This is a genomic window from Plantactinospora mayteni (assembly GCF_016862935.1).
Classification (GTDB): Bacteria; Actinomycetota; Actinomycetes; order Mycobacteriales; family Micromonosporaceae; genus Plantactinospora; species Plantactinospora mayteni.
The window spans coordinates 1-12,926 of sequence record NZ_BONX01000026.1 but is presented as its reverse complement, the minus strand read 5'-3'; the positions used below and the strand labels follow the sequence as shown (position 1 = coordinate 12,926).

General features: G+C 74.1%; 6 protein-coding genes and 1 pseudogene. 1 reads left to right on the top strand and 6 read right to left on the bottom strand.

The features are described from left to right. Positions 1-70: 70 nt before the first annotated feature. From Pma05_RS19205 to Pma05_RS19180, 6 genes are all read right to left on the bottom strand, one after another. Complete coding sequence (locus Pma05_RS19205) at positions 71-4,996, bottom strand: hypothetical protein (protein WP_203858823.1); 4,926 nt, start codon at positions 4,994-4,996, stop codon at positions 71-73. Then, positions 4,993-5,841 carry a DUF4132 domain-containing protein gene (locus tag Pma05_RS19200; protein ID WP_203858822.1) on the bottom strand — a complete coding sequence of 283 codons (849 nt, stop codon included), beginning with the start codon at positions 5,839-5,841 and terminating at the stop codon, positions 4,993-4,995. The genes Pma05_RS19205 and Pma05_RS19200 overlap by 4 nt, the downstream gene beginning before the upstream one ends. Positions 5,842-5,954: 113 nt before the next feature. Then, a complete protein-coding gene (locus Pma05_RS19195; protein ID WP_203858821.1) occupies positions 5,955-7,184 on the bottom strand; it encodes an MFS transporter in 1,230 nt (409 codons plus the stop codon). A 78-nt stretch (positions 7,185-7,262) separates the two neighbouring features. Beyond that, complete coding sequence (locus Pma05_RS19190; protein ID WP_203858820.1) at positions 7,263-7,850, bottom strand: isochorismatase family protein; 588 nt, start codon at positions 7,848-7,850, stop codon at positions 7,263-7,265. 2 nt (positions 7,851-7,852) lie between these two features. Further along, entirely contained in the window at positions 7,853-9,151 is a 1,299-nt protein-coding gene (locus Pma05_RS19185) for a nicotinate phosphoribosyltransferase (protein ID WP_203858819.1), read from the bottom strand. A gap of 212 nt (positions 9,152-9,363) precedes the next feature. Then, complete coding sequence (locus tag Pma05_RS19180; protein WP_203858818.1) at positions 9,364-12,042, bottom strand: LuxR C-terminal-related transcriptional regulator; 2,679 nt, start codon at positions 12,040-12,042, stop codon at positions 9,364-9,366. A 225-nt stretch (positions 12,043-12,267) separates the two neighbouring features. Here Pma05_RS19180 and Pma05_RS19175 point away from each other — a divergent pair. Continuing rightward, positions 12,268-12,926 (top strand): annotated as a pseudogene (locus Pma05_RS19175) (P-loop NTPase family protein); the annotation flags it as partial.

The following is a 12,926-nucleotide window of genomic DNA, read 5'->3' as shown; positions in this document are numbered from 1 at the left end:
CCTGATCTCTTCTCTGTGGTGGCGTGCGGGGTTCTGTCTCAGGTGGTGCTCGGCCGTGCCGCCCGCCGGGTCAGCGGCGGGTACGGCCGGGGGTGCGCAGTTCCTCGAACCGGGGAACGTCGCCGTCCCGGAGTCGTTGCCAGGCCCGGCGGTAGAGGTCCGGCACCGGCTCCAGGGGAAGGGTCGTGTCGAAGGGCGGGAGCGGCTGTCCCGGGATCCTGTACAGCTCCACCTTCCACTGCTCGATCGGCAGTCGCGGGCTCGAGTTGTCGAACCAGGCGCAGGGCAGGAAGAGCGAACGACCGGCCCGGGCACGGGTGGCCCGGACGACCAGGTCGGTGCCGGCCAGTTCGGCGTGCGCGGCCTTGAACCGGGTCGGTTTCCAGCCGGTCCACCGGGTCACGTTGCGGTCGGTCGGGTCGGGCAGGGCCAGCACCGTCAGGTAGAGCGCGGCGGCGTCGCCGCCCAGCCCGTGCGCCTCGGCGACCTCGGCGACCAGGTCCGGCACCGACCGTGCCGGGTCCTGCGGCCACCAGGTGCCGGTCGCGTCCCGGGTGCCGGCGACCGGATCACCGGGATCGGCGAGCAGCGCGGCGAAGCCCGGATCGCGGGCCAGCCACAGGGCCGTCTCGACCGGGAACATCCGCTGGGATCCGCCGCGCAGCGCCGGCAGGAACGGATCGCTGCCGGCCTCGTCCAGCAGGGCGACCTTGATCCCCGGGTCGGGCTGGTCGTCGTGGGTGGCCAGGACGACGGCGCCGTACCGCTCCCAGCCGTCCCCGGTCTCGGTCGGGGCGCCGGCCACCTTCCGGAAGGCATCGAGCCGGACGTACTTGCCGAGGCCGAGCAGCAGGTCGGGGTTGGCCAGCCGGTCCCGGACGGCGGCGAGCGCGCCGGGCAGCGCGGCGCGTACCGGGTCGCCCGCCGGGGTGTGCTGGGCCACCCAGGCGGCGGTGGCGACGGCACCGACCAGGATGTCGGCGGTGAAACCCTTCGCCTTTCCGTCCACCGGTACCACCCGGTCGCCGCGGACCGTCCAGACCAGGTCGGTGTTCAGCACCGGGCTACCGGCCGGGTCGAGCAGCGCCGGCAGCGCCCCCTCCGGTCCCCAGCTCGTCCGTACCGACTTGGCCGCGTCGGCGAGGAGTTGCTCGGGTACGGCGATCGTCCGGCCCACCGCCGCGTTCCAGACCGCCGCCGCGGCGGCCACGTCCGGGCCCTCCGTCCACAGTCGAGCGGGCTGCTCGGGCAGCAGCGCCGCGACGACGTCACGCCGGACGCCGCGCCCGATCCTGTCCAGTGTCCGGAAGGCGTACGCCACCTCGGTCGCCTTGACCTTCAACAGCTTGCGGGTCTCGGCCGACAGCGGGGCCTCGGTGTCCACCTGGAGCATCCCGGCCAGCACCAGCTTGCCGACCGTCGGGGTGACCCCGGTGAGTTCGACGAACCGGTCGACGGCCTCGGGCAGCCACGGCAGCGGACCGCGCGTCGCCCACTCGGCCAGGAAGGACCCGAGCCAGCCGGCGGGCCGGTCGTCCCCGACCGGAGCCGAGGAGTGCACCGTGTAGGGAGCCGGCACGGCGAACGCCCCGGTCGGGTCGCGGTACAGCGCGGAGAAGCGGTAGCCGGGCGAGGTCGTCTCCGCCTGCTGGTGGTGGTACATGCTGAGGAACGTGCCCTCGGCGATCGGCAGGGTGCCCCGCCAGTTGCCGGCCCGCCTCTTCCCGTCCGGCAGCGTCAGGTGGCTGTCGGCCAGGTGCAGGGTGAAGCGCCGCCACTGGTCCGACGCGGTCAGACCCAGCTCGTCCAGCCCGGTGAGCAGGGCACGCAGTGCCTCCCGGCTCGGCTCGACGGTGGTCGCGGCCACGGCCCGGTATGCCAGGGCCGCGCTGTGGGCGAGCATGACCGGCCAGTTCACCGGGGCGTGCGGCACCGCCGTCCCCTCGTGGTGCAGTTCGGGGAGCGGGTCCGGCAGCGGCGCGGCCACGGCCCGACGGATCGCCCGGAGCTGCCGCATCACCTCCCTGCCCTCCGCTCTCGATCGGTGGTGGCCGCTGCCGAGCAGACCGTCCATCGCCTCGTGGAGTTCCCCGTCGGTCGGCCCGGTGACGGGTTCCTCCGCCGGGCGGGCGGCCGGCTTCTTCCGCAGCCGTTCCGCCAGATTGTCGAGGGTGGCCTGCCGGGCCACGGCGAACCGCAGCACCCCGACCACCCCGGCCCGCACCTCGTCGTGGGTGAGCTGCGGCAGGGTGGTCCGGACCAGGGCGAGCAGGGCCTCGGTCCGGGCGGCCTTCGCCTCCGCCTTCGCCTTCGCTTTCGCCTTCGCATCCGCCTTCGCATCTGCCTCTGCCGGCTTCGCCGACTGCACCTCGGTGGCGCCCTTGAGCAGTGCGGCAGCCGTCTCGTGGTCGATCCGGCGCAGCGCCACCGAGCCCTGCGGGTCGCGGGGCCGGAGCTGGTGCCAGTGGTTGCGGGGCGGCAGCGGTATGGCGTCGGGTGTGTAGTCCCGGTTCTGACCTCGCTGGCCGGCCGCCGCGCTGACCACCCCGTCCGGGTCGACCAGGCTCAGGTCGTCGAGCACGGCCCTGGGCCGGTCGTCGCCGGGCAGCGTCAGCGCCGCGACCGGCACGCCGCGGGAGACCGTGACCGACCGGCCGGCGAGGTCCTCGCCCCGCTTCGACCCGTCCGGCAGGTTCACCACCCGCCAGCCGAGCAGCCCGTCCACCGGTACGCCGAGCGGGGTGACCCGGTCCGTCGGGGCGGGCAGCAGCCAGCTCGACGTGTCCCGCAGTGTGCTGCCGCTCGGGGCGTCCGTCAGCGCGTCGGCCAGGAAGCCGGGCAGGCTCGGCCGGCCGCACGTGCCGGTGGTCGGGTCGAACTCGCGCCACTGGTAGCCGCCGGCCTTTTCGTGCGCCCGCACCCAGTAGGACGTACCGTCGCTGATCACCGGTCGATCGATGGGCAGCACGGTGTCTCCCACATGCAGCGGACCGTCGCCGGTGGTACGCCCGCCACCTGGTACCGGCAGGGTGACGTTCCCACTGCGCCGGTCCCGGGCGGGCATGTCCGGCATGGGTTGCGGGGCGTCTGCCGAGGTGTGCCAGTAGCCGCGCGACTCGTAGTCGAGTTCGCGGGACGTCCAGTAGACCAGCAGCGCGCCGTCGACGTACTGGAACTGGGGTCCGCCCTGTATGTCGCCGGCCGGGATCCGCAGGTCGTGGCTGAGTACGGTGCCGTCCGCGTCGATCACCCGGGCCCGGGCCGGCCCGCCGACGACCAGGTAGGGCCAGGCGTCCGCCACGAGGCGGTGGTCCCCCCCGACCACGTCGGCGAGGGCCTCCTCCCAGGCCGGCCAGCCCAGCTCGTCGTAGATGCCGCCGCGCAGCGCCCGGGCGACCGCCTCGGCGAGATCGATGCCGGCCACCGCGGCGACCTCGTCCGGGGCCAGCGCCAGCGCCTCGCCGGGCAGCGCGAGGATCAGCTCCGCCGCCTGCCCCAGGTCCGGCAGGCCCGCCGTGTGGCACTCCTGGGCCCGCGCGCGGACCCACTCGGCCAGCACCGGGCGCCCACCGGGGGAGTCGGCCAGCCGCCCCATCACCTGCCGGCCGGACCCGTTGTTCGGCAGCGGGATCAAGCGGAGCAGCGCCGCGCGGAACCGGGCGTCGCCGGCCACCCCGAGGAGGTCACGCTGCCCCTCGCCGTTCGCCCAGGTGTCGAGGGGCAGGTTCCTGCTCTCGGGATCGCTCACCGGCACGTCCAGCGAGAGCAGCAGGTCGACCAGGTCGAGGTCCGCGACGGCGGCGACGGTCGCACCGGACTCGGCGAGTTCGGCGCGGAGTCGGCCGGCCATCCCGGTCACCAGCTCGTACAACGCCGGCAGCCGGCGGGGTGTGCGGTAGCTGCTGGCGTGCCGGGACTCCAGGAGGCGCCGCAGCCAGCCGCTCGACCCGTCGGCCGGGCGCTCCGAGGCGGGCAGGGCACCGTCGACCAGCCCCTCGGCGGCGCCGGTCTGGACGAGGATGTCGAGCCACTGCGGGATCACGTCGCCGTCGTAGTCGTCCCGGGGCATCAGGTTGAGCAGCGTCCCGCGTACGGACCGGTCGTGTCCGGCCAGCTTGACCAGCTCCGGCAGGTGCGCCTTCCACCACGCCGTCGCCTTCAGCGTCGCCGGCAGGCCGATCAACTCGATCAGGTACGCCCGCTCGCGCTCCTCCGCCCCGGCCGCGTCGCCGGCCTTCGCGGCGGCCCGGACGAGTCGACGTACGGTGGTCGAGGTCTGCGCCGCCGGCACGAGCCCAGCCGCGACACTGCGTACGCAGAGCTGGCAGAACCGGTCCAGGGCCTGGTCGGCCGGCAGCCGGGCGGCCAGGTCCTTGGCGTATCCGGCGAGAGTCGTCGCGGAGAGTGCCCCGGCCAGCGCGAACTCCAGGTAGACGCCGTCGAGGCGATCGGGGTCGACGGTCAGCCCGTGCTCCGCCTCGGCCTTGCGGGCCCGGTTGAACATCTGCCCCGCCCATGTCTCCTCGTCCAGGTCGAGGAAGACCCGGCCGGCCTGCTCGTAGAAGGTCGGCAGGAAGTGTGGCACCGACCGGGCCAGCCGACCGGCGAGCGCGTGGTATGCCTCGACGGCCAGCTTCGGCTTGGACCGCGCCTGCTGGGCGATCCGCTTCGTCTCCGGCACGATCGCCAGCGCCTCGCGGCCGTCGTCGGGGTGGTGCACCAGCACCCACTCCGGGAAGCCGAGCGACTGCCGCTGGCCCAGCCCGACCACGAGCGGTTCCTCGGTGCGGTCCAGTCCGAGGAAGCCGGTGGCGGCGTCCTCCGCGATGCCCAGTTCGGCGGCGACCAGCCGGACCACCGGCCGGTCGTCCAGCACCGGGTGCCGGTAGGTGCGGGCGGTCAGCGGCACCGCCTGCTCGCCGGCCCCGGTGGCGTCCAGCGGCAGCACCGCACCGGCCGCGAGCAGTTCCTCGACCTCGGTCGTCATCGTCGTCACGCGCCCTTCTCCGCCTCGACCGGTTGGCCGCCGCCCAGCGCCGCGGCCATTCGCATCCCCTCAGACCAGGCCACCGGCCCGACCTCCGGCAGCCGCAACTGCCGGCCGTCCCGGAGTCGCCAGGAGAGGCTGCCCATGGTCCAGTCGGACCAGTAGTCACCGTCGAGCCAGCCGGTCGCCTCGACGATCCGCCCGGACTCGTACACCCGGCAGGTGATGATCGAGCCGGACACCTGACAGCCCAGCGCGGTGGCCCGGGCGAGCAGCGTGGCCCGGCTCGGCAACTTCGCTCCGTCGAAGTCGGTCACCTCGGTCGCCCGCTCCCGGACGTCGGCCGGCTTGGCCCAGGTGGCCCGGTGGAGTTGTTCGACCCGCTGGGTGACGCCCAGGTCGGCGGCGAAATCGCGCAGCTCGTCGAGGTCGGGCAGGAGGATCGGATGCGGCAGGGTGACGGTCTCGGCCGCCAACCGCAGCGTCTCGCCGTCGAGGTCGACCACCCGTAGCTCGCCGGCCCCGGTGACGTCCCGGAGGAAGCCGGCCTCCTCGTCGTCGCCGACGACCACGAGATCGCGCAACACGTCCTGCCACGCCGGGTCCGGCCAGATCCGGCCCAGCAGGGCGGTCGGGACGGGCACGGACGACACCATCCAGGCGTCGACCTGGGCGAGGCAGGCCGCGGAGTGCCGGTCGAGCCACTCCGCGAGCTGACGTAGCCGGTCCACCTCCGGATGGTCCCGCAACGCCTTCGGCAATGTCTTCAGTGGACGCCCGGACCCGCGCCGGGCGACCACTTTGTGCTCCACCAGAGAGACCTCGTACGTGTCACCCGCCGACAGCCAACCCACGAATTCACCTTTCGCCCCAGGACACCTTGCTCCGCCGCATTCCGCTCCGGAACAAGGCGGAACGCTAGCGGGTGCGACCGACAAGATCTGCCCCGGTGTCCCTTCGGCGGCAATTAGTCCAGGACGGACGCCGGATGTTTGGCGGGTGGTTCGCCGACCGGTCGTCCGGCGCGTCCGGCCCGGTGGCGGCGTAGCTCGGTGGGGAGCAGGACCACCCCGACCAGTGCGCCGACCAGGCCGGTCGCGGCGAAACCCCAGAGCGGCGCGGAGGCGTCGATCACCGCGCCGGCCAGCGGCGCGCCCAGGGCCAGGCCGGTCGTGATCGCGGAATTCTGTAGGCCCATCGCCTCGCCCCGGACCCCCGGCGGGACGAGCTGGCTCACCGCGTTGGTGTTGGCGGCGAGGGCCGGCGCGCAGAGTGCCCCGGCCGGCAGCAACGCGAGACCCAGCGACCACCACTGCGTACCGGCGAAGCCGACCGGGATGGTGCAGAGCCCGAGCAGGGTGACGATCAGCACCGGGGAGATCGACCGCGACACCATGCCGTAGACGAAGCCGCCGATCAGGGAGTAGACCGCCCACACTGTCAACACCAGGCCGGTCCACTCGACCTGACCGGCCGTCCTGAGTACCGCCACCACGGCGACGTCGGTGCCGCCGAGCGTCAGCGTGGTGGCTGCGCTGACGGCGAGCAGTCCGAGCATCCGGGGCGTCAGCCACTCCCGACGGCTGACCGGCCGCGCCGGGTCGACCGGCTCGTGGTCGGTCCGGGTCGGCGGGTCGAGCCAGAACAGCGCCAGGCCGGCCAGCGTGATGCCACCGCTGACCACGAGCAGCACGGTCCGGGGCGACACGCTGGTCGCCAGCACCACCGCCAGGGCCGGCCCGACCATGAACGACAGCTCCACGCCCATCGAGTCCAGCGCGTACGCCGGCCGGCGCTTCGCCGCCGGGACGAGCGCGGCGACCGACTGCCGGACCACGCCGAAGACCGGCAGCGTCAGCAGGCCGCCGAGTAGCGCCCCGACCAGCAGCACCGGGTACGGCATGAACTGCGCGGTGGCCCAGAAGGCGGCCTCGGTGACGGTGGTCAACGCGAGTACCGGCCGGAGTCCACGCCGGTCGACCAGCCGGCCCAGCAGTGGGGCGCCGACGGCGGAGCCGATCGTCATCGCGGCACCGGCGAGTCCGGCGGCGGCGTACCCGTGGTCGAGGTGCAGCACGACGTACATGGTCAGCGTGATGGCCGTCATGGTCTTCGGGATCCGGGCCAGCAGGGCGACCACCATCAGCGACCGTACGCCGGGCAGCGCGAGCGCCTCCCGGTAGGGCGTGAGCTTCATCAGCGGCCCGTACCTCCCCGGTCATCCCGGGGAGCGGGCCGGAGTTCCTTCCGGCGGGGAGGGGCGGACGCCATCGGATCAGTCTTCCGGCCGGCCGGGCGGCGGTGCGCCGCGCAGGGTGACACCGGCCTCGCGGAGCATGGTCAGCGCCGCGTCGGTGGTCCCCGGGTCGACCCCGGCGGTGAGGTCCAGCAGGACGGTGGTGGCGAAACCCTCCCGGGCCGCGTCCAGCGCGGTGGCCCGTACACAGTGGTCGGTGGCGATCCCGACCACCTCGACGGTGTCGACGGAGCGCTGCCGGAGCCAGTCGGCCAGCCCTTCGTCGCCCACGGTGCTCCCCTCGAACCCCGAGTACGCCGCCGCCCATGCTCCCTTGTGGAACACCGCCTCGACCCGCTCGGTGGCCAGGTCCGGGTGGAACTCGGCGCCCTCGGTACCGACCACGCAGTGCCGGGGCCAGGAGGTGGCGTAGTCGGGCGGGTCGCCGAAGTGCGCGCCCGGGTCCACGTGGTGGTCCCTGGTCGCCACCACGTGCTCCCAGCGGTCCGGTTCGGCGGCGAGCAGCCGGGAGATCCCGGCCGCGACCGCGCCGCCACCGGCCACGGCGAGGGAGCCGCCCTCGCAGAAGTCGTTCTGTACGTCGACGATGATCAGCGCTCGGCCCATCGCTATCCTTCCGGCTGGTCGGCGTGGACGACGGTGACCGGGATGGTCGGGTCGCCCGCCGAGAGCTTGAGTCCCTCCCAGGGGATGGAGATCAGGCACTGCCGCAGGTGCTCCCGCGACTCGGTCAGGCTCGGCAGCGGCTCCGGCTCGCCGTTCGTCACGTACCGCTGCTGCAACGCCCGGTCGCCGGGCTGTGGTTCGGGTGCGCCCTGCGAGACGACGACCTCCTCGGTCGCCGTACCGCTGGGCTTGTGCCGCCGGGCGGCCGTCTTGCGCCCGCCGACGGTCGCCTTGTGCTCGGAGCGCTTGACCACGGAGCGGCCGTCCACCTCGACCAGCTTGTAGACCAGCCCGGCGGTCGGGGCGCCGGAGCCGGTCACCACGGCGGTGCCGGCGCCGTACATGTCGACCGGCTCGGCGGCGAGCGCGGCGATGGCGTACTCGTCGAGGTCGCCGGAGACGATGATCTTCGTGTCGAGGGCGCCGAGCGAGTCCAGGAGTTCCCGCGAGTGCTGGGCCAGCACGGCGAGGTCGCCGGAGTCGATCCGTACCGCCCGCAGATCGGGCCCGGCGACCGCGATCGCGTTCCGGATGCCCTGCGCGATGTCGTAGGTGTCGACCAGCAGCGTGGTGCTCTTGCCCTGCGCCGCGACCTGCGAGGCGAACGCGGTCGGCTCGTCGTCGTGCAGCAGCGTGAACGCGTGCGCGGCGGTGCCGGCGGTCGGTATCCGGTAGCGCTGCCCGGCGGCCAGGTTGGAGGTGTAGCCGAACCCGGCCAGATAGCTGGCCCGGGCCGCGGCCACCGCCGCCTCCTCGTTGGCCCGCCGGGCACCCATCTCGATCAGCGTACGGCCGCGGGCCGCGGTCACCATCCGGGCCGCCGCCGCCGCGATCGCCGAGTCGTGGTTGAGCACCGACAGCGTCAGCGTCTCCAGCAGTACGCACTCGGCGAAGGTGCCGGAGACGGTCAGGATCGGCGAGCCCGGGAAGTAGAGTTCACCCTCGGCGTAGCCGTCGATGTCGCCGCTGAACCGATATCTCGACAGCCACTCGGCGGTCGGCTCGTCGACCACTCCGGTGTCCCGGAGGAAGGCCACGTCCGCCTCGTCGAACCGGAACTCCGCCAGCAGGTCGACCAGCCGGGCGGTACCGGCGACCACGCCGTAGCGGCGGCCGGTCGGCAGCCGGCGGGTGAAGACCTCGAAGACGCAGTGCCGGTCGGCGGTACCGTCCCGGAGGGCGGCGCTGACCATGGTCAGCTCGTAGTGGTCGGTGAGCAGCGCGGGGCGGGAACTGGGCACCACGCCAGCCTAAGCGTGCCGCGCCGCCACCGGCCGCCGGTCACCTCGACCGTCGACGGCCACCTCGGCCCAGCGGCTCGGCCCAGTAGTTCGGCTCAGTAGCTCGGCTCAGCCGCCCAGCCCAGTGGCTCGGCTCAGTGGCTCGGCCCAGCCGCCCAGCTCAGTGACTCGGCCCAGTGACTCGGCTCAGCCGCCCAGCTCAGGGGCTCGGCTCAGGCGTCGGGCTCGCTGTCCTGCTCCGGGATCGCCTTCAGCGCGGGCCACAGCTCGCCGCGCCCGGCCACGCCAAGCTTGTTGTAGACCCGCTGGAGGTGGTTCTCCACGGTGCGGGTGGAGATGTAGAGCTGCTCCGCGATGTTCCGGCTGGCCAGCCCTCGGGCGGCCAGCCTGGCGATCTGCCGCTCCCGTTCGGTCAGCGCCGGCTGGCGTGCCGACAGCGCGGGCGTACGCAGCACGTCGCAGTGCCGGAGCAGCCCGGCGAGCCGCAGGTTCGCCTCGTGTGACCGGGTCGACCGGGCCGCCCGCAGTCGGGTCACCGCCCGGCTGGTCGCCTCGGCGGCGAAGACGTTGAGGTCGAGTGCGGCGAAGTCCTCCGCGACGGCGAGCAACTGGTCGCCGGAGTGGCCGTACTCGGCCCGGGCGTGCCGGGCCATCAGCGCCGGCAGCGGGCCGTCGACCGTCTCGCTCAGCTCGGTCAGCCGCTGGGCCACGGTCCGCCGTCGGCCGGTGACGATCGGCTCGCCGACCTCGATGTCGGCCCGGCCGAACCGGACCAGGTCGTGCAGGGCCAGTATCTCGTGCCCGGCGAAACCGTCCGCCTGGAGCCGGTGTACCAGCTCGCGGAGCGTGCCGACCGCGCCGGCGAGGTCGCCGGTGGCGGCTCGTACGGTGGCCCGGGCCTGTTCGAGCCAGGGGTAGAGCACGGCCATCCCGGAGGTCTGCGACCGGTCCGACTCGGCCATCGCCTCGGCCGCGGAGTCGACGTCGCCGCGCATCGCCGCCGCCTGGGCCCGCTCCGCGTGTGCCAGCCCGGCGAAGACCCGGCTGGTGGCGAGGACGGCACAGGCACCGAGGCTGGTCCGCAGCGCCTCGCCGGTCTGGCCGCGCAGCCGGGCCGCCTGGGCGCGCAGGATGGAGAGGTAGCCGGAGCCGAGCCGGAAGTCGCCCGCGTCGGCCAGGTCGGCGAACTCGGCGGCGACGATCGCGTCGATCCCGGCCAGATCGCCGGCGAGCGCCAGCCGGGTGCCCCGGGCCAGCTCCAGCGCGAGTTGCAGGTAGGGCATCTCGGCCCGCCACTGCGCGGCCTCGGCGGCCACCCCGTCGACGGCCCGGCCGCTGAGCGTCAGCTCGCCCCGGGCGGCCTGGAGGTGCGCGATGGTGCACCGGGCCAGGCCCCGGGCGGCCACCGTGGCGGCCGGCCGGTCGAGTACCGAGCGGCTCAGCCGGAGCGCCTCGGCGCACTCCAGCCGGTGCAGTCGCATGATCGCCTCGAAGGCGACCACCCGGGCCCGGTCGGCCGGGTCGGTCAGCCGGGCGGCGTCCGCCGCGATCTCGGCCACCGTGGACTCCCGGTCGAGCCCCCAGTACGACACCATCCCGCGTACGGTCAGCCACCGGCTGCGCCGCTCGTCGGTGGAGATCTGGTCGGCGACCGAGTCGAGTACCCGGATCGCCTCCTCGGCCTGGTCACCGAACATCAGGATGGTGGCCAGCAACTCGGCGGCCTGGTAGCCCCCGCCGGCCTCCAGCGCGGCCCGGGCCAGCCTGGCGGCGAGCGGTACGTCGAACTGGCTGAACGCCTGGCCGCCGGCGCGCAGCAGCAGGGCCGGATCCTGCGCGGTACCGGAGTCGAGCCGCCAGACCGCCACCCGGAGCAGGTCGTCGCGGCGCCGGGTGCCGGCCCGCTCGACCAGCTCGGCGAGGTGGGCGTTGAGCCGGCGGGCCCGGGTGACCGGGCAGCGCCGCCGGACCACCTCGCCGTAGAGCGGGTGGGCGAGCCGGACGTCCGAGCGCCGGTCGTGCACGTCGACCCGGATCAGGCCGCGCTCCTCGGCGGTCTCCACGCTGGAGCTGTCGGTGGCCCGGTGCAGCAGGGTCAGCCCGATCGGCTCGCCCATCGCGACCAGTTCGACCACGGCGCGTACCCCCGGGTCGAGCTGGCCGATCCGGGCGTCGATCAGCTCGTCGAGGCTGGCCGGGAGCTGGCTGCGGCCGGTCCACCGCCAGACGCCGTACGTCCGGTTCAGTTCGTCGCTGGCGTGCGCCGCGATCACCAGCTCGCGGAGCATCAGGGCGTTGCCGGCGGAGAGCCGGTAGAGCCGGTCCGCCGAGGGCGCGTCCATCGGGTCGCCGAGCATCGCGGTGAGCAGGTCGTTGCTGTCGTCCGCGGTCAGCGGCGCCAGCTCGGCGTGGTCGACCAGGTCGTCCGTCCACAGCGCGCGGATCGGCAGCGGCACCGCCTCGCCGCTGCGCAGCGTGCCCAGCACCGTGGCGTTGTCGGAGCGGGCGATCAGATAGACCAGCGCGGCCGAGGAGGGGTCGAGCAGGTGCGCGTCGTCGATGCCGATCACGATCCGCCGGCCGGCCGCCTGCTGGTGCAGCGCGTCGACGGCCCAGCGCATGATGCCGGCCGGGGAGAGACCGGCGGGCTGGTCGGCCGGGAGCACCTGGGCGAGCCCGCCGAACGGGATGCCGGCGGTGGCGATGTTGGCGGAGGCGGACCAGACGGCGCAGCCGTGTGCGGGCAGCTCCGCCAGGCCCTCGCTGAGCAGCCGGCTCTTGCCGACTCCGGCGGTGCCGCTGAAGAAGATGCCTCGGCTGCCCGGGCTGGTGGCGGCACTCACCAACCGGTTGAGTTCATCCGTTCGACCAACGAAGCTCCACCGCCCCATCGAGGCAGCATATAGACCGGATGCCATCCGCGCGCGCCTGGTGACTGAATGAATTTGAGTAGCCGGCCGGGCATCCATGAGTATCGTTGGTGCTCGTAGCGTACGGGCATCGACACGTAGCGTTCCGATATTCGGCGGGACCTCGGCAGGTGTCACCGGTCGAGCCTGGCCGACGGCAGCGGTCCCGACCGGAAGGTACCGGTCGGCTGGGAGGTGGAGACGGCGATGGAGTTCCGGTCGCTCCCCGTCTCCGGGCCACCGGGGGCATCCGGCACCCGGACGCCCCGCCGTACGGCGGGCGACGAACCGGCCCTGGTCGAGTCCCCGCCCGACGAACCACTCGCGGTGATAACGGTCGGGCCGTCCACGGCGGACCGCCGGGCCGTACTCGCCGGACTGCTCGGCGCCGCCGCGCCGCCGCTGCGGGTGCCGGCGGGCAGCTTCCTGGTGGTCGACTACGCGCCGTGCGTCGGCGGCGCCGCCTACGTGCCCGGGCTGCGCTCCTCCCGGGAGTACCGGCCGGCGCCGGTCGGTGCCGGCCCGGCCCTGGCCCGCCCGCCACGCCGGGTCGAGCTGACCGTGCCCGACCCGCTGCTGCGGCGCTTCACCCTGGTCGACGCGCCGGACACCGGCACGCTCGGTGTGGCCGGCGTCCGGGTGGTCCGCGACGCGGTACGCCGGGGCGGCGCGCTGCTCTACGTACTCCCCGACGACCAGCCGGTCGCCGCCGCCGAACTGGACCTGCTGACCGAGGTGGCCGAGGAGGCCGCGGTCTTCCTGGTCGGCACCCCGGGCACCGACGACGGCTGGCCCGCCGGGTCCGGCCCGGACACCTCCGCCGGTGACGGGTCCGGTGCCGCCACCGGTTTCCCGGCCGCCGGCCA

Coding starts and splice junctions, on each gene's coding strand:
- Pma05_RS19195 (WP_203858821.1), bottom strand. CDS start 7,184: ATGAAGCTCACGCCCTACCGGGAGGCGCTCGCGCTGCCCGGCGTACGG.
- Pma05_RS19190 (WP_203858820.1), bottom strand. CDS start 7,850: ATGGGCCGAGCGCTGATCATCGTCGACGTACAGAACGACTTCTGCGAG.
- Pma05_RS19180 (WP_203858818.1), bottom strand. CDS start 12,042: ATGGGGCGGTGGAGCTTCGTTGGTCGAACGGATGAACTCAACCGGTTG.